Raw genomic sequence first — 17,862 nt, forward strand, 5'->3', positions numbered from 1 at the left:
CCGTCGGACCATGGCTCAGGAGGGGACCCCCGGCGGGGAGCGGCGGCTCGCCACGCTCGAAGGCGTGCTGGAGCGCATCACCTACGCCAACGAGGAGAACGGCTACACCGTCGCCCGCGTCGACACCGGCCGCGGCGCCGGTGACCTGCTCACCGTCGTCGGCGCGCTGCTCGGCGCCCAGGTCGGCGAGTCGCTGCGGATGGAGGGCCGGTGGGGCTCCCACCCGCAGTACGGCAAGCAGTTCCTCGTGGAGAACTACACGACGCTGCTGCCGGCCACCGTCCAGGGCATCCGCCGCTACCTGGGGTCGGGCCTGGTCAAGGGCATCGGACCGGTCTTCGCCGACCGGATCACGCAGCACTTCGGACTGGACACGCTGAAGATCATCGAGGAGGAGCCGAAGCGGCTGATCGAGGTCCCGGGCCTCGGCCCGAAGCGGACCAAGAAGATCGCCGACGCCTGGGAGGAGCAGAAGGCGATCAAGGAGGTCATGCTCTTCCTGCAGACCGTCGAGGTCTCCACCTCCATCGCCGTGCGCATCTACAAGAAGTACGGCGACGCCTCCATCTCGGTCGTCAAGAACCAGCCGTACCGGCTCGCCTCCGACGTCTGGGGCATCGGCTTCCTGACCGCCGACAAGATCGCCACCTCGGTCGGCATCCCGCACGACAGCCCGGAGCGCGTCAAGGCGGGCCTGCAGTACGCCCTGTCCCAGTCGGCCGACCAGGGTCACTGCTACCTGCCCGAGGAGCGGCTGATCGCCGACGCGGTGAAGCTGCTCGGCGTGGACACCGGGCTGGTCATCGAGTGCCTGGCGGAGCTGGCCGGGCCCGGCGAGGACGGCGAGGAGCCGGGCGTGGTCCGCGAGAAGGTGCCGGCCCCCGACGGCGGCGAGCCGGTCACCGCCGTCTACCTGGTCCCCTTCCACCGCGCCGAACTCTCCCTGTCCGCCCAGGTGCTGCGCCTGCTGCGCACCGGCGAGGACCGGATGCCGGCCTTCCGGGACGTCGCCTGGGACCGGGCGCTGACCTGGCTGAAGGGGCGCACGGGCGCGGAGCTCGCGCCCGAGCAGGAGGCCGCGGTGAAGCTGGCGCTCAGCGAGAAGGTGGCGGTGCTGACCGGCGGCCCGGGCTGCGGCAAGTCCTTCACCGTGCGCTCGATCGTGGAGCTGGCCCGCGCCAAGAAGGCGAAGGTGCTGCTGGCCGCGCCCACGGGCCGCGCCGCCAAGCGGCTGGCGGAGCTGACGGGGGCGGAGGCGTCCACCGTGCACCGGCTGCTGGAGCTCAAGCCCGGCGGCGACGCGGCGTACGACCGGGACCGGCCGCTGGACGCCGACCTGGTGGTGGTCGACGAGGCGTCCATGCTGGACCTGCTGCTCGCCAACAAGCTGGTCAAGGCCGTCCCGCCGGGCGCCCACCTGCTGTTCGTGGGGGACGTGGACCAGCTGCCCAGCGTGGGTGCGGGGGAGGTGCTGCGGGACCTGCTCGCCGAGGGCGGCCCCGTGCCCGCGGTGCGCCTCACGCGCGTGTTCCGCCAGGCCCAGCAGTCCGGCGTGGTCACCAACGCCCACCGGATCAACGCCGGGCAGCACCCGGTCACCGACGGCCTGAAGGACTTCTTCCTCTTCGTCGAGGACGACACCGAGGAGGCCGGGCGGCTCACCGTGGACGTCGCGGCCCGGCGCCTGCCGGCCCGGTTCGGGCTCGACCCGCGCCGGGACGTGCAGGTGCTCGCGCCGATGCACCGGGGTCCCGCGGGCGCCGGCACGCTCAACGGGCTGCTCCAGCAGGCCATCACCCCCGGCCGGCCGGACCTGCCCGAGAAGCGGTTCGGCGGCCGGGTGTTCCGCGTCGGCGACAAGGTCACCCAGATCCGCAACAACTACGACAAGGGCGAGAACGGCGTCTTCAACGGCACCGTGGGCGTGGTCACCTCGCTCGACCCGGTCGACCAGCGCCTGACGGTGCTGACCGACGAGGACGAGGAGGTGCCGTACGACTTCGACGAGCTCGACGAACTGGCCCACGCCTACGCGGTGACCATTCACCGCTCGCAGGGCAGTGAATACCCCGCGGTGGTGATCCCGGTCACCACGGGCGCGTGGATGATGCTCCAGCGCAACCTGCTCTACACGGCGGTGACGCGCGCCAAGAAGCTGGTGGTGCTGGTCGGTTCACGCAAGGCGATCGGACAGGCCGTGCGCACGGTGTCGGCCGGCCGCCGCTGCACGGCCCTCGACTTCCGTCTGTCGGGCGCCTGACCGGCGGATCTTCTGTGCCACCCGGGAGACGGCGCAAAAAAATGATCGATCAAACGAGTCGCAAAGGTCACAGAGCACTTCCCCCAGCGGGACCGAGGCGGCAGGATGAGCAAGTTGGCGGCACTGAGTGCCGTCGATAAGCCCAATGGCCGACCCCGAGTGCACTCTCCTGCGCCAAATGGGGGATGGTAGAGACAGTCAGGGCAACCTCGAAGATGAGGCACAACGTCGGTGAGGGAAGACGTGAGCGACAACTCTGTAGTACTGCGGTACGGCGACGACGAGTACACCTACCCGGTGATCGACAGCACCGTCGGTGACAAGGGCTTCGACATCGGGAAGCTGCGCGCCCAGACCGGTCTGGTGACCCTGGACAGCGGGTACGGCAACACCGCCGCCTACAAATCCGCCATCACCTACCTGGACGGCGAGCAGGGCATCCTCCGCTACCGCGGCTACCCGATCGAGCAGCTGGCCGAGCGCTCCACCTTCCTGGAGGTCGCCTACCTGCTGATCAACGGCGAGCTCCCGACGGTCGACGAGCTCTCCTCGTTCAAGAACGAGATCACGCAGCACACCCTGCTGCACGAGGACGTCAAGAACTTCTACAAGGGCTTCCCGCGCGACGCCCACCCGATGGCCATGCTGTCGTCGGTCGTCTCCGCGCTGTCGACGTTCTACCAGGACAGCCACAACCCGTTCGACGAGAAGCAGCGCAACCTCTCGACGATCCGCCTGCTCGCCAAGCTCCCGACGATCGCGGCCTACGCGTACAAGAAGTCGATCGGTCACCCGTTCGTCTACCCGCGCAACGACCTGGGCTACGTCGAGAACTTCCTGCGCATGACCTTCTCGGTCCCGGCGCAGGAGTACGACCTCGACCCGGTCGTCGTCTCCGCCCTGGACAAGCTGCTCATCCTGCACGCCGACCACGAGCAGAACTGTTCGACCTCGACGGTCCGCCTGGTGGGCTCGTCGCAGGCCAACATGTTCGCCTCGATCTCCGCCGGCATCAACGCGCTCTGGGGCCCGCTGCACGGCGGCGCCAACCAGTCCGTGCTGGAGATGCTCGAGGGCATCCGCGACGCGGGCGGCGACGTCGACTCCTTCATCCGCAAGGTGAAGAACAAGGAGGACGGCGTCCGTCTGATGGGCTTCGGCCACCGGGTCTACAAGAACTTCGACCCGCGCGCCAAGATCATCAAGGCGGCGGCGCACGACGTCCTCTCCGCGCTCGGCAAGTCCGACGAGCTGCTGGACATCGCGCTGAAGCTGGAGGAGCACGCGCTCTCCGACGACTACTTCGTCTCGCGCAGCCTCTACCCGAACGTCGACTTCTACACCGGCCTGATCTACCGGGCCATGGGCTTCCCGACCGAGATGTTCACGGTCCTGTTCGCCCTCGGCCGGCTCCCGGGCTGGATCGCGCAGTGGCACGAGATGATCAAGGAGCCGGGTTCCCGCATCGGCCGCCCGCGCCAGATCTACACGGGCGTGGTCGAGCGCGACTTCGTCCCGGTCGAGGAGCGCTGAGCCGCACCGCAGGCCGCCCCGCACAGCAGAAGGCGCCCTGTGTCGCCGGTCCCCCCACGGGCCGACGACCAGGGCGCCTTCCCATGTCCCGGTGCGGATTCCCCCCACGGGATCCGGCCGGGCGTTCGTGGAGACACAGCGCCTGAATCGCTGGTTGAGCTGGTTGATCTGGTTGAGCAAAACGAGCAGAACTCGCCGTACTGCGGGTATGCGGTTGTGGTCGATCGGTGATGCGGTGTGCGGTCTGCCGGGACAGCGCACGCTGGGAGGGCCGCTCAAAGCTTCCCGGTGTACGTGCCCCGGCAACGCACCTCTGGAGAAGTCCCCCAAGACATCCCCAGATGCCAGTCCGCGCCCCCCAAGACGCTTTCTGACATCGCCAACTTAGACCTTCGAACCCCTTCGATGGTTACGTTCGCATCACTGTGATCTGTGTCTCTTGCATATGTCCGTTACCTGCGCAAGGGCCCCAAACGGCGATCGGCGCCCCTGTCGTAAGGATGATGCGCGAGCCTTGTGAAGAGCTTATGTGAGGCTTGCGTCTCAGCGGAAGGCCCGCAGGCGCAGGCTGTTGCTCACCACGAACACCGACGAGAAGGCCATGGCGGCCCCCGCGATCATCGGGTTGAGCAGCCCGAGCGCGGCGAGCGGCAGCGCGGCGACGTTGTATCCGAAGGCCCACACGAGGTTGCCCTTGATCGTGGCCAGGGTCCGCCGGGCGAGGCGGATCGCGTCGGCGGCCACGCGCAGGTCCCCGCGGACGAGGGTGAGGTCGCCGGCCTCGATCGCCGCGTCGGTGCCGGTGCCGAGGGCGAGTCCGAGGTCGGCCTGGGCGAGCGCGGCCGCGTCGTTGACGCCGTCGCCGACCATGGCGACGGTGCGCCCCTCGCCCTGCAGCCTGCGGACGACGGCGACCTTGTCCTCGGGCAGCACCTCGGCGATCACCTCGTCGATGCCGACGTCGGCGGCCACGGCCTCGGCGACGGTGCGGTTGTCGCCGGTGAGCAGCACGGGCGTGAGACCGAGCGCGCGCAGCCGCCGCACCGCCTCGGCGCTCGTGTCCTTCACCGCGTCCGCGACCGCGAGCACCCCGCGCGCGTGCCCGTCCCAGCCGACCACCACGGCCGTACGGCCGCTGCGCTGGGCCTCGTCGCGGACGCGGGCCAGGTCGTCCGGCAGGGTGGCGAACAGCCGCCCCACGGCGACCTCGTGGCCCTCCACGCGCCCGCGGACGCCCCGCCCGGGCACGTTCTCGAAGTGCTCCACCGGGGGCAGCTCGTCGGCCTCTTCGAGGGCCCCGGCGGCCACCGCGCGGGCGACCGGGTGCTCGGAGGCGTGCTCCAGGGCGCCCGCGAGCCGCAGCAGCTCCTTCTCGTCGGTGCCGTCGGCGGCGTACACCTCCTGGAGCGTCATCCGGCCGGTGGTGACGGTGCCGGTCTTGTCGAGGACGACCGTGTCCACGCGGCGGGTGGACTCCAGCACCTCGGGGCCCTTGATGAGGATGCCGAGCTGCGCGCCGCGCCCGGTGCCGACCATGAGCGCGGTCGGTGTGGCCAGGCCCAGCGCGCAGGGGCAGGCGATGATCAGCACCGCGACGGCCGCGGTGAACGCGGCGGCGGTGTCGCCGGTGACGCCCAGCCAGCCGCCGAAGGTGGCGGCCGCGATCAGCAGCACCACCGGGACGAACACCCCGGCGACCCGGTCGGCCAGCCGCTGCACCTCGGCCTTGCCGTTCTGCGCCTCCTCGACGAGCGCGGCCATCCGGGCCAGCCGGGTGTCGGCGCCGATCCGGGTGGCCTCGACGACCAGCCGGCCGCCGGCGTTCACGGTGGCCCCGGTGACGGCGTCGCCCGGGCCCACGTCCACCGGTACCGACTCGCCGGTCAGCATCGACGCGTCGACCGCGCCGGCGCCCTCCACGACCGTCCCGTCGGTGGCGATCTTCTCCCCGGGCCGTACGACGAACCGGTCCCCGACCGCCAGCCGGTCCACCGGGACGCGCGTCTCCCGCCCGCCGCGCAGGACGGCCACGTCCTTGGCGCCCAGCTCCATCAGCGCCCGCAGGGCCGCGCCCGCCCGCCGCTTGGAGCGGGCCTCCAGGTACCGGCCGAGCAGGATGAACGCGGTGACGCCGGCGGCGACCTCCAGGTACAGGGTGGAGGCGCCGTCCGCGCGCGAGACGGTCAGCCGGAACGGGTGCCGCATCCCCGGCATGCCCGCGTCGCCCAGGAACAGCGCCCACAGCGACCAGCCGAACGCGGCGAGCGTGCCGACCGAGACGAGCGTGTCCATGGTCGAGGCGCCGTGCCGCAGGTTCGTCCAGGCGGCCCGGTGGAACGGCAGGCCGCCCCACACGACCACGGGCGCGGCGAGGGTCAGCGACAGCCACTGCCAGTTGTCGAACTGCAGGGCGGGCACCATCGCGAGCAGCACCACGGGCGCCGCGAGCAGCGCGCTGACGACGAGGCGCCCGCGCAGCGCGGTCAGCTCCGGGTCGGCGTCCCGCGCGTCCGCGCTCCCGCCCCGCGGCTCCTGGCGTACCGGCTCCTCGGCGGTGTAGCCGGTCTTCACCACGGTCGCTATCAGGTCGGCGACCTCGACGCCCTCCGGGTACGTCACCCGCGCCTTCTCCGTCGCGTAGTTGACGGTGGCGGTGACGCCCTCCATGCGGTTGAGCTTCTTCTCGACGCGGGCCGCGCAGGAGGCGCAGGTCATCCCGCCGATGAGCAGCTCGACCTCCGCCGTGCGCGCGGTGGTGGGCGTCGTGGTGCTGGACATGTCCGTACTCCGAGACTCCGGGGATGCGCGGGTGGTCGAAAGCCCGACGGGCCGTACGGGACCAGTGTGATCCGGTCGGTACGGCCCGTGCGGTGGGGGTCGGGTCGGACCCGACCCGGTGTGGGGTCAGGCGCGGCCGGCCAGCTCGAAGCCGGCCTCGTCGACGGCGGCGCGCACGGCCTCCTCGTCGAGCGGGGCGGCGGACACGACCGTGACCTCACCGGTCGAGGCCACGGCCTTGACCGAGCTGACGCCGGGGAGCTGGGAGATCTCGCCGGAGACGGCGCCCTCGCAGTGGCCGCAGCTCATGCCGCTCACCTGGTAGACGGTGGTGACGGAACCCGGGGTGTCGGTGTGGGCGGTCATGTCGTTGCTCCTCGTCGAGGCGTGGGTGGTGCGGGGGACCCGTGGGGGGCCCTTCCGCTTCCCGAGGTTATACCCCCAGGGGGTATTTCTCAAAGACGGACGGGCCGGGTGGGCGCGTCCTTGTCTCCATGCGTCGGTGTGCGGGTGCCCGGGGGAGCCGCCCTCGGTCAGGCGCCGGCCCGCGCGGGGGTGCCGAGGCGGGCGCCGACGAGCGGTTCGAGGTAGCGGACCAGGGCGTTCTTCAGCTCCTGCACGTACGCCTCGCGCTCGGCGCCCGCATGGCCCAGGACCAGCTCCAGGCCCGCCTTGTACATGCCGAGGCACATCTGGGCGGTGCGGGCCAGGTCGGCGGGGTCGGCGGTGTCCGGCAGCAGGGAGGAGAGCAGGTCCGTGACCCGGGCCAGCAGCGTGGCGTGCAGGGCGTCGTGCTCCTCGCTGATCCGGCCGGGGATGTCGGGGCCGTGCATCAGCGCGAAGAACACCGGGTGGTCGCAGTTGAAGGCGATGAACCGGTCGACCGCCGCGCCGACCGCCTCCTCCAGCGGGGTCGCCGGGTCCACCGGCGCGAGCGCCTCGCCGTACGTCTCGCGCATCCGGTGCATCAGGCGGTCGCCCAGCTCGATCGCGATCGCTTCCTTGTTCGGGAAGAACTGGTAGAGCGTGCCCGGCGAGACGCCGGCCTCTCGGGCGATGGCGTTGGTGCTGGCGGCCGTGTAGCCGGTGGTGCAGAAGACGTGCGCGGCGGCTTCGAGCAACTGGGCGATACGGCGCTCGCCGCGGGCCTGGCGGCGGCGCGGCTGCTCCTTCTCCTGGGCCTGCTCCTGGCGGTCGGACCCGGGTGTGTCGGGTGCGAGCTCCTGGTTGTCGGGCACGAGTGATCCCCAGCTCTCCGAATGTCATTGACAAACGCGAGTGGTCGCTCGCATTCTGGTTCCGGATGAAACGCGAGCGATCTCTCGTGTTTGTTGCTTCATGGTGCCATGGTGAAGGGGACATCGCCCGATGACCGAAGTCAAGAAGCCCCCGCAGGCCCGGGGCTGGACGCTCCCCCACGCTCGACGTCGCTCGCGCGGGTGGACTGCCCTCCTGACCGCCCGCCCGAGGCTGTCGCTGCTGGTCGCGCTGGTGCTGACGGTGCTCGCCGTGCTCGCGGGCAGCGGGGTCGCCGACCGCCTCGGCAGCGGCGGCTGGGAGGACCCGGACGCCCAGTCCACCTACGCCACCAAGGCCCTGGAGCGCGCCTTCCCGGCCTCCCAGCCGAACCTGCTGCTCCTCGTCGACGCCGGCACCGCCTCCGTGGACGACCCGCAGGTCGCCGCCGAGGCCGACCGGCTCACGGCCCGGCTGGCCGCCGAACCGGGCGTCGTCGGCGTCGGCTCGTACTGGCGCGCCGACCGCGCGTCCGCCGCCGGGCTGCGCGCCGAGGACGGCCACGAGGCGCTGATCGCCGCCCGCATCACCGGCGACGAGAAGACCATGGGCGAGACCCTCGACCGCATCGCCCCCGCCTACCGCGGCGACCACGGCCCCGTGACGGTGAAGGTCGGCGGCATGGTCGCCGTGCGGCACGAGATGCAGACGATCATCCAGGAGGACCTCACCCGCGCCGAGATGATCGCCCTGCCGATCACCTTGATCCTGCTGGTCATGGTCTTCGGCAGTGCGATCGCCGCCCTGCTGCCCCTCGGCATCGGCATCGTCGCCATCCTCGGCACCAACGCCGTCCTCAGTGGCCTCGCGGAGTTCACCGACGTCTCGATCTTCGCGATGAACCTCACCACCGCCCTGGGACTCGGCCTCGCGATCGACTACGCCCTGTTCATCGTCCGGCGCTTCCGTGAGGAACTGGCCGGCCACGGCGACCCCCTGCGGGCCGTCGCCACCACCCTGCGCACCGCCGGACGCACGGTGCTCTTCTCGGCCCTCACCGTCGCCGTCTCGCTGGCCGCGATGCTGGTCTTCCCGCAGTACTTCCTGCGCTCCTTCGCCTACGCCGGCATCGCCGTGGTCCTGCTGGCCGCCGCGGCCGCCCTGGTGCTGCTCCCCGCGGCGCTGGTCCTGCTCGGCCACCGTGTCGACTCCCTGGACCTGCGCCGGGTGCTGCGCCGCGGCCGTCCCGCGAAGGCCCCCGGCGAGGAGGGCACGGCCTGGGCGCGGGCCGCCACCCTGGTCATGCGCCGCGCCCCGCTCTTCGCCGTCGCCACCACCACCGTGCTCATCGTCCTCGGACTGCCCTTCCTGGGCGTGAAGTTCGGCACCGCCGACGACCGCCAACTACCGGCCTCCGCCGAGTCGCACGTCGTGCAGCAGCACATCAGGGACGGCTTCCCCGGCAGCCCCGGCGGCGGCCTCGAGGTCCTCGCCGAGGGCAGGGCGACCTCCGCGCAGTACGCGGCCTACAAGGCACGCGTGGAGCGCCTGCCCGAGGTGACCCGGGTCGAGGGCCCCCTGGTCGAGGGCGACACCGCCTACTTCACGGTCCAGCCCCGGGGCGAGGCGGTCGGTGACGCCGCCCAGCGGCTGGTCGGCGACCTGCGCGCCACCGAGGCGCCCTTCACCACCAAGGTGACCGGCACCGCGGCCGTCCTGGTCGACTCCAAGCACGCGATAGCCGAACGCCTGCCCTGGGCGGCCGCGTTCATCACGATCGTCACCCTGCTGCTGGTCTTCCTGCTCACCGGGAGCGTGCTGATACCCCTGCAGGCGGTGCTGCTCAACGCGCTCAGCCTCACGGCGATGTTCGGCGCGGTGGTCTGGGTCTTCCAGGACGGCCACCTGTCCGGCGCCCTGGGCTTCACCAGCCCCGGCTCCATCGAGACCACCCTGCCGGTGCTGATGTTCTGCGTGGCCTTCGGCCTCTCCATGGACTACGGCGTGTTCCTGCTCTCCCGCATCAAGGAGGAGTACGACCGCACCGGGGACCACGCCGGTGCGGTGCGCCTGGGCCTGCAGCGCACGGGCGGCCTGATCACGGCGGCGGCGGTCATCCTGGCGGTGGTGATGGTCGCCATCGGCACCTCCCGGGTCACCAACACCAAGATGCTCGGCCTGGGCATCGCCCTCGCGGTCCTCATGGACGCGATGGTGGTCCGCAGCCTCCTGGTCCCGGCGATCATGCGCCTCACCGGCCGCGCCACGTGGTGGGCCCCGGCCCCCCTGCGCCGCTTCCACACCCGCTTCGGCCTCAGCGAGGCGGAACCGGGGGAGACCCGGACGAGCGGCTCCGCCGGGCCGGCCGGGCAGACGACCGGGAGCGCGGACACCGACGGAACGGCGGCCGGGACCACCGAGGAACGGGACCCGGTGAACACCGGAGGCTGACCCCGGCCCCCCGGCCCCCCGGGCCACCGGCCCCCCGGGCCACCGGGCCCCCGGGCCACCGGCCCCCCGGGCCACCGGGCCCCCGGCCCTCCACCCGCCTGGGGCCCCTTGCCTCCGCCGCCGCGCCCCGGTCAGCGATGATCTGCGGACACGGGACGACGTGCGTGGCCGAGAGGAGCCGGGGATGCGGGCTGTGGTGTTCGAGCGGTACGGGGAGCCGGCCGAGGTGCGGGAGGTGCCCGACCCCCGGCCCGCCGAACACGGCGTGGTCGTGCGGGTCGAGGCGACCGGGCTGTGCCGCAGCGACTGGCACGGCTGGATGGGCCACGACCCGGACATCACCCTCCCGCACGTCCCGGGGCACGAACTCGCGGGCGTGGTCGAGGAGGCGGGCGCCCGGGTCACCGGCTGGCGGCCCGGGGACCGGGTGACGGTGCCGTTCGTGTGCGGCTGCGGCAGTTGCCCGTCCTGCGCGGCCGGCGACCACCAGGTGTGCGAGCGCCAGACCCAGCCCGGCTTCACCCACTGGGGCTCCTTCGCCCAGTACGTGGCCCTGGACCACGCCGACGTGAACCTGGTCGCCGTCCCGGACGACCTGTCGTACGCGACGGCGGCCTCGCTGGGGTGCCGGTTCGCCACCGCGTTCCGGGCCGTGGTGCAGCAGGGCCGGGTCGCGGCGGGGGAGTGGGTCGCGGTGCACGGCTGCGGCGGGGTGGGGCTGAGCGCGGTGATGATCGCGGCGGCCTCCGGGGCGCGGGTGGTCGCGGTGGACGTCTCGCCGAAGGCGCTGGAGCTGGCGCGTGCCTTCGGCGCGGCGCACTGCGTGGACGGGGCGGCGGCACCGGACACCGCGGCCGCCGTCCGTGAGGTGACCGGCGGCGGGGCCCACCTCTCCCTGGACGCGCTCGGCTCGCCCGCGACCTGCGCCGCGTCGGTGGCCGGCCTGCGTCGCCGGGGCCGGCACGTCCAGGTGGGCCTGCTCCCCTCGGCCGACGGCACGACTCCCGTCCCGATGGCCCGCGCGATCGCCCTGGAACTGGAGATCCTGGGCAGCCACGGCATGGCCGCGCACACCTACCCGGCGATGCTGGAGGCGGTCCGCGCGGGGGCACTGCGCCCCGACCTGCTGGTGACGTCGACGATCACCCTGGACGCCGTACCCGCCGCGCTGGCCGCGATGGGGACGGCGCCCGGAGCGGGAGTGACCGTCATCGAGCCCTGGAGCTGACGGACGCACCGGGACGGCCCTGAGCCGCCAGGTCGCGCGGGACCCGGGGCAGGGCCGTCCCGTGGCGGCCGGCGGGGTCAGCCCTCCCTGCGCCCCCGGTTGCTCGGGCGGGAGGCGACCCACGCCCGGACGGTGTCGGCGTACCAGTAGGGTTTGCCGCCCTCCACGTGGTCGGGTGGGGGCAGCAGGCCGTGTTTGCGGTAGGACCGCACGGTGTCCGGCTGGACCCGGATGTGTGCCGCGATCTCCTTGTAGGACCAGAGCCTTCGGTCGCTCATGAGTCGCACCTCCCTGCGTGCGCGGGCGGCGGCCGGGCGGCCGCCGGGGGGAGCCCGGCGCAGCGCCGTGGATCACCCGGCGGTGATCACGACGTTCGTGCCCGGTGAACGACCCTCGGTGACCGCTCGCAAGCACCTGTTGACACGCGGTGACACAAGACCCGCGTTCGCGCGACACTTGTGACAGAAGCGGGGTGTTTGTGACGCGAGCGTCACTCCGGTCCGCAGGACCGGCAAGGGGCGCGGGGAACTGCGCGACCGTCCCACACACACCCGCACCCGGCACCGCACAGCACCCGGCACCCCCTGACCCGCCCCGCCCGACCGCCGGAGACCTACGCCCCGCAGGACCGCAGGAACGCCCGCGTCCGTACCGCGATCGGCAGCGGGCGGTCCGGCTCGCACGGGTACATGTCCTGCTCCACGATCGCGAACAGGTCCACGTCCAGCCGCTGCGCGGCCTCCAGCACCGGCCCCAGCTCCGGCACCCCCGACGGCGGTTCGCACATCACGCCCTGGGCGACGGCCGGCCCGAACGGCGTCCCCTTGGCCCGCACGTCGGCCAGGACCTCCGGGTCGACCTGCTTGAGGTGCAGGTAGCCGATGCGCTCGCCGTAGGTCTCGATGAGCTTGACGCTGTCGCCGCCGCAGTACGCGTAGTGCCCGGTGTCCAGGCACAGCGACACGAGGTCGGGGTCGGTGCCGTCGAGGAGGCGGACGACGTTCTCCTCGGTGTCGACGTGGGTGTCCGCGTGCGGGTGGACCACGATCCGCAGCCCGTACCGCTCGCGCACCTCCCGCCCCAGCCGCTCGGTCAGCGAGGTGAGGTCGCGCCACTGCCCGGGCGTCAGCGTGGACGGCTCCAGCACCTCGCCCGTCTTGTCGTCGCGCCAGAAGGACGGGATGACCACGAGGTGGGACGCGCCCATCGCCCGGGTCAGCGCCGCGATGTCCGCGACGTGCGCCCAGGTCTTCTCCCAGACCGCCTCGCCGTGGTGCAGCCCGGTGAAGACCGTGCCGGCCGACACCTTCAGGCCACGCCGGGCGGTCTCCTCGGTCAGGACGGCGGGGTCGGTCGGCAGGTACCCGTACGGGCCCAGCTCGATCCACTCGTAGCCGGACTGCGCCACCTCGTCGAGGAAGCGCTGCCAGGGCACCTGCGCGGGGTCGTCCGGGAACCAGACGCCCCAGCTGTCGGGGGCCGAACCGATCCGGATGCGGGACAGCGAGGGCTGCGGTGACAACGGCGTCATGGCCGTCAGCGTGCGGTCTTCCCCCAGGGGTGTCAAGGGCTGGTCCGAATGTCTGGACAAAACATTGACAGGGCTCGGTGGGCGGGGCTAGAAAGCCGTGAGAGCCGGTACGGGGTACACCCCCGAAAACCACCCGGCCACGGACCGGGAGCGTCCTGACGTGAAGGGAACTCGATGGCGTACGACCTGATCACCATGGGGCGGATCGGGGTGGACCTCTATCCGCTGCAGACGGGTGTCCCGCTCCCGCAGGTCACGTCCTTCGGGAAGTTCCTGGGCGGCTCGGCGACCAACGTCGCGGTGGCCGCGGCGCGCCTCGGACGCGAGGTGGCCGTCATCACCCGCACCGGCGACGACCCCTTCGGCACGTACCTGCACGAGGCCCTGCGCGGCTTCGGCGTCGACGACCGCTGGGTCACCGCGGTGCCCGGGCTGCCCACCCCGGTGACGTTCTGCGAGGTCTTCCCGCCGGACGACTTCCCGCTGTACTTCTACCGGCAGCCCAAGGCCCCCGACCTGGAGATCGACGCCCACGACCTCGACCTGGACGCCGTCCGCGACACCCGCGTCTTCTGGGTGACCGGCACCGGCCTGAGCGAGGAACCGAGCCGTACGGCGACGCTGGCCGCGCTCGCCCACCGCGCCCGGTCCGGCACGACGGTCTTCGACCTCGACTGGCGGCCCATGTTCTGGCGGGACCCGGAGTCGGCCTGCCCCTTCTACGCCGAGGCACTGCGCCACACCACCGTCGCCGTCGGCAACCTCGACGAGGTCGAGGTGGCCACCGGGGTGCGCGAACCGCACGCCGCCGCCCGCGCCCTGCTGGACGCCGGCGTCGAGCTCGCCGTGGTCAAGCAGGGACCCAAGGGTGTCCTGGCCGTCAGCCGTACGGGTGAGTCCGCCGAGGTGCCGCCGCTGCCGGTGACCGTGCTCAACGGCCTCGGCGCGGGCGACGCGTTCGGCGGCTCCCTCTGCCACGGCCTGCTCGCGGGCTGGGACCTGGAGAAGACCATGCGCCACGCCAACGCGGCGGGGGCCATCGTGGCCTCCCGCCTGGAGTGCTCCTCGGCGATGCCCACCGCCGGCGAGATCGAGGCCGCGGTCGCGGCGGGAGCGGTGCTGTGAGGGCCGGCCGCGTGGAGGGCGCCACCCCGGGCCACGCGTCCACGGCCTCCGCCGCCGCCCCCGCCTCCAGCCCCGCCTCTCCCTCCACCCCCAGCCCGCCCACCGCCCCCTCCACCGCGCCCGGCATCCCCCCGGTGGACGTCGCCGAGCTGGTCCGGCTGCGCACCCGGCACCCCGAGGCGATCGCGGAGGCCGCCGCCCGCCGCACCCGGCGTCCGCTGCTCGGCCCGTCCGGGCGGCTGATGATCCTGGCCGCCGACCACCCGGCCCGCGGCGCCCTCGGTGTCGGCGGCCGGAAGTTCGCCATGGCCAACCGGGCCGACCTGCTGGGACGGCTGTGCCTGGCGCTGTCCCGCCCCGGTGTGGACGGCGTCCTCGCGACCGCCGATATCCTGGACGACCTGCTGCTGCTCGGCGCGCTGGACGGCAAGGTCGTGATGGGCTCGATGAACCGGGGCGGCCTGCAAGGGGCCTCGTTCGAACTGGACGACCGCTTCACCGGCCACCGCCCCGAGGACCTCGCGCGCCTCGGCTTCGACGCGGGCAAGCTGCTGCTGCGCATCGACTACGACGACCCGGGCTCGCTGAACACCCTGGAGTCCACCGCCCGGGCCGTCGACGAGATGGCCGCGCGCCGACTGCCGCTGTTCGTCGAGCCGTTCATCAGCCGGCGCGGCCCGGACGGCAGGCTGCGCAACGACCTGTCGGCCGAGGCCGTCACCCGGTCCATCGCCATCGCCTCGGGCCTGGGCGGCAGTTCGGCGTACACCTGGCTGAAGGTGCCGGTCACCGAGGACCCGGACGACATGGCCGAGGTGATGGCGGCCTCGACGCTGCCCGCCGTCCTCCTGGGCGGCGACATAGGGGACGCCGCCGGGAACCAGGCCGCCGCCTACGAGAAGTGGCGCGGCGCGCTGCACCTGCCGACCGTGCGCGGCCTGGTCGTGGGCCGTTCGCTGCTGTACCCGGCCGACGGGGACGTGGCCGCCGCCGTGGACACCGCCGTAGGACTGCTGTGAGGGCCGTATGAGCACAGGGCTGTATCTTCCGCGCGGCAGTGCCGCCGACGGGCACTACGCGCTCGACGTCGGCCCGGAGCGGGCCGGCTGGTCGCACAGCGCGCTGCGGGTCGTGGAGCTGGAGCCGGGGGGTACCCACACCTTCACCAGCGGGGACAGCGAGTGGATCGTGCTTCCGCTGCGGGGCGGCTGTACGGTGCGCACAGACGGCCACGAGTTCCAACTCCTGGGCCGGGACAGCGTGTTCGCCGGAGTCTCGGACTTCGCGTACGTGCCCCGGGACGCCCAGGCCCAGATCGCCTCCGGCGCGGGAGGCCGCTTCGCCCTGGCAGGAGCGAAGTGCGAGCGACGACTCCCCGCCCGCTACGGCCCCGCGCCGGAGGTTCCCGTCGAGCGGCGGGGCAGCGGCACCTGCGAGCGGCACGTCCGCAACTTCGCCTCCGCGGACGCCTTCGACTGCGACAAGCTGATCGCGGTCGAGGTGGTCACGCCCGGCGGCAACTGGTCGTCGTACCCGCCGCACAAGCACGACGAGGACCGGCCCGGCGAGGAGTCGCGGCTGGAGGAGATCTACTACTTCGAGATCGACGGCCCGGGCGGCTTCGGCTACCAGCGCGTGTTCCCCTCCCGCGAGGGCGGCGCCGACGTCCTGGCCGAGGTCCGCTCCGGCGACGCGGTCCTCGTCCCCGACGGCTGGCACGGCCCGTCGATCGCGCAGCCCGGCCACGACATGTACTACCTGAACGTCATGGCGGGTCCCGGCGCCACCCGCGAGTGGCGGATCTGCTTCCACCCGGACCACACGGAGGGGTACCGATGACCACCCGTCTGACCGTCGCGCAAGCGCTGGTCCGCTTCCTCGCCGCGCAGTACACCGAACGCGACGGCGAACGCCGCCGGCTGATCGGCGCCACCTGGGGCATCTTCGGCCACGGCAACGTCGCCGGCCTCGGCCAGGCGCTGGTGGAGTACGCCGACGTGATGCCGTACCACCAGGGCCGCAACGAGCAGTCGATGGTGCACGCGGCCGTCGGCTACGCCCGCCAGTCGAACCGGCTGTCCACCCACGCGGTGACGACGTCGATCGGCCCGGGCGCGACCAACCTGGTCACCGGTGCGGCCCTCGCCACCATCAACCACCTGCCCGTCCTCCTGCTGCCCGGCGACATCTTCGCGACCCGCCCGGCCGACCCCGTGCTCCAGCAGCTCGAGGTGCCGTACGCGGGGGACGTGTCGGTCAACGACGCCCTGCGCCCGGTGTCGCGCTACTTCGACCGGGTCGTGCGGCCCGAGGCCCTGATCCCGGCGGCCCTGCAGGCCGTGCGGGTGCTGACCGACCCGGTGGAGACGGGCGCGGTCACCCTCGCCCTGCCGCAGGACGTGCAGGCCGAGGCGTACGACTGGCCGGACGACTTCTTCGCCGAGCGGACCTGGACGGTGCGCCGCCCGGGCGCCGACCCGGCCGAGCTGGCCGAGGCGGTGCGGGCCCTGCGTGCCGCGCGGCGGCCGCTGGTCGTCGCGGGCGGCGGGGTCCACCACAGCCGCGCCGAGGAGGCGCTCGCCGCCTTCGCGGGCGCCACCGGCATCCCGGTCGCCTCCACCCAGGCCGGCAAGGGCTCGCTGCGGTACGACCACCCGCAGGACGTCGGCGGCATCGGGCACACCGGCACCGCGACCGCCGACGAACTCGCCCGCACCGCCGACCTGGTGATCGGCGTCGGCACCCGCTGGACCGACTTCACCACCGCCTCCGGCACCCTCTTCGCCCACCCGGACGTGCGCTTCCTCAACCTCAACATCGCCCCGGTCGACGGCCACAAGCTCTCCGGGACCCCGCTGGTCGCGGACGCCCGCAGCGGCCTGGAGGCGCTGACCGAGGCGCTCCTGGTGCACGGCCACCGGGTCGCCGACTCCTACGCCGCCGAGTACACCGAGGACAAGGCGCGGTGGGAGCAGCGCGTCGACGCCTGCTACGCGGCCGAGGAGCCGGACGTACGCCCCACGCAGCCGCAGGTGCTCGGCGCGTTGGACGCGCTCGTGGACGAGTCGGACGTCGTGATCAACGCGGCCGGCTCGCTCCCCGGCGACCTGCACAAGCTGTGGCGGGCGCGCTCGCGGGACCAGTACCACCTGGAGTACGGCTACTCCTGCATGGGCTACGAGATCCCGGCCGCGATCGGCGTGAAGCTGGCCGCCCCCGAGCGGAACGTGTGGGCGCTGGTCGGCGACGGCACGTACCTGATGATGCCGACGGAGATCGTCACGGCCGTGCAGGAGGGCGTCGCGATCAAGGTGCTGCTCCTGCAGAACCACGGCTACGCCTCCATCGGCGGGCTGTCGGAGGAGACCGGCGGCGAGCGCTACGGCACCGCCTACCGCTACCGGGCGGCCGACGGCACCTTCACCGGGGAGCCGCTGCCCGTCGACCTCGCCGCCAACGCCGCCAGCCTCGGCATGCGGGTGCTGCGCGCGCGTACCGTCCGCGACCTGCGCGCGGCGCTGGCCGAGGCGCGCGCCGCCGACACTCCCACTTGTGTCTACGTGGAGACCGAAACGGCAGACACTGTGTCGGGCGCGCCTCCGGCGCAGGCCTGGTGGGATGTTCCTGTGGCCGCGACCGCGACCCGACCGTCGGCGGTCAAGGCCCGTGAGCTGTACGAACGGCACGTCTCGACCCGACGCCGCCATCTGTGAAGGAGCA

At 72.8% G+C, this 17,862-nt stretch carries 13 protein-coding genes; 8 read left to right on the forward strand and 5 right to left on the reverse strand.

The window, feature by feature from the left end; all coding sequences use genetic code 11:
• The first annotated feature begins 10 nt into the window (after positions 1–10).
• Together recD2 and E4U92_RS00105 are read left to right on the forward strand one after the other, a co-directional pair.
• Positions 11–2,260 (forward strand): SF1B family DNA helicase RecD2, encoded by a 2,250-nt coding sequence (recD2, locus tag E4U92_RS00100; protein WP_137298145.1) that lies wholly within the window; start codon positions 11–13, stop codon positions 2,258–2,260.
• A gap of 243 nt (positions 2,261–2,503) precedes the next feature.
• Positions 2,504–3,793, forward strand: a complete 1,290-nt coding sequence (locus tag E4U92_RS00105; RefSeq protein ID WP_067236337.1) for a citrate synthase — start codon at positions 2,504–2,506, stop codon at positions 3,791–3,793.
• Between the two features lie 543 nt (positions 3,794–4,336).
• Here the strand turns inward: E4U92_RS00105 and E4U92_RS00110 are convergent.
• From E4U92_RS00110 to E4U92_RS00120, 3 genes are all read right to left on the reverse strand, one after another.
• Positions 4,337–6,571 carry a heavy metal translocating P-type ATPase gene (locus E4U92_RS00110; protein WP_137298146.1) on the reverse strand — a complete coding sequence of 745 codons (2,235 nt, stop codon included), beginning with the start codon at positions 6,569–6,571 and terminating at the stop codon, positions 4,337–4,339.
• Between the two features lie 126 nt (positions 6,572–6,697).
• Entirely contained in the window at positions 6,698–6,937 is a 240-nt protein-coding gene (locus E4U92_RS00115) for a heavy-metal-associated domain-containing protein (protein WP_137298147.1), read from the reverse strand.
• 167 nt (positions 6,938–7,104) lie between these two features.
• Positions 7,105–7,809: a TetR/AcrR family transcriptional regulator gene (locus tag E4U92_RS00120; protein WP_137298148.1), complete on the reverse strand. Its 705-nt coding sequence runs from the start codon at positions 7,807–7,809 to the stop codon at positions 7,105–7,107.
• Between the two features lie 130 nt (positions 7,810–7,939).
• On the opposite strand from E4U92_RS00120, the gene E4U92_RS00125 reads away from it, so the two are divergent.
• Entirely contained in the window at positions 7,940–10,258 is a 2,319-nt protein-coding gene (locus tag E4U92_RS00125) for an MMPL family transporter (RefSeq protein WP_137298149.1), read from the forward strand.
• Between the two features lie 184 nt (positions 10,259–10,442).
• Positions 10,443–11,486, forward strand: a complete 1,044-nt coding sequence (locus E4U92_RS00130; RefSeq protein WP_137298150.1) for a zinc-dependent alcohol dehydrogenase family protein — start codon at positions 10,443–10,445, stop codon at positions 11,484–11,486.
• A gap of 77 nt (positions 11,487–11,563) precedes the next feature.
• Here E4U92_RS00130 and E4U92_RS00135 read toward each other — a convergent pair whose 3' ends face one another.
• Both E4U92_RS00135 and E4U92_RS00140 read right to left on the reverse strand, forming a co-directional pair.
• Positions 11,564–11,764: a helix-turn-helix transcriptional regulator gene (locus E4U92_RS00135; protein WP_137298151.1), complete on the reverse strand. Its 201-nt coding sequence runs from the start codon at positions 11,762–11,764 to the stop codon at positions 11,564–11,566.
• Positions 11,765–12,099: 335 nt separating this feature from the next.
• Complete coding sequence (locus E4U92_RS00140; RefSeq protein WP_137298152.1) at positions 12,100–13,017, reverse strand: sugar phosphate isomerase/epimerase family protein; 918 nt, start codon at positions 13,015–13,017, stop codon at positions 12,100–12,102.
• Between the two features lie 174 nt (positions 13,018–13,191).
• On the opposite strand from E4U92_RS00140, the gene iolC reads away from it, so the two are divergent.
• From iolC to iolD, 4 genes are all read left to right on the forward strand, one after another.
• Positions 13,192–14,142: a 5-dehydro-2-deoxygluconokinase gene (iolC, locus tag E4U92_RS00145; RefSeq protein WP_137298153.1), complete on the forward strand. Its 951-nt coding sequence runs from the start codon at positions 13,192–13,194 to the stop codon at positions 14,140–14,142.
• A gap of 134 nt (positions 14,143–14,276) precedes the next feature.
• A complete protein-coding gene (locus E4U92_RS00155) occupies positions 14,277–15,161 on the forward strand; it encodes a Cgl0159 family (beta/alpha)8-fold protein (protein ID WP_137298238.1) in 885 nt (294 codons plus the stop codon).
• Positions 15,162–15,168: 7 nt separating this feature from the next.
• The gene (iolB, locus tag E4U92_RS00160) at positions 15,169–15,981 is read left to right on the forward strand and encodes a 5-deoxy-glucuronate isomerase (RefSeq protein WP_137298154.1); all 813 of its coding nucleotides are present in this window, start codon (positions 15,169–15,171) and stop codon (positions 15,979–15,981) included.
• Positions 15,978–17,855: a 3D-(3,5/4)-trihydroxycyclohexane-1,2-dione acylhydrolase (decyclizing) gene (gene iolD, locus E4U92_RS00165; protein WP_137298155.1), complete on the forward strand. Its 1,878-nt coding sequence runs from the start codon at positions 15,978–15,980 to the stop codon at positions 17,853–17,855. The genes iolB and iolD overlap by 4 nt, the downstream gene beginning before the upstream one ends.
• The last annotated feature ends 7 nt before the right edge of the window (positions 17,856–17,862 follow it).

Source organism: Streptomyces galbus (assembly GCF_005280195.1).
Classification (GTDB): Bacteria; Actinomycetota; Actinomycetes; order Streptomycetales; family Streptomycetaceae; genus Streptomyces; species Streptomyces galbus.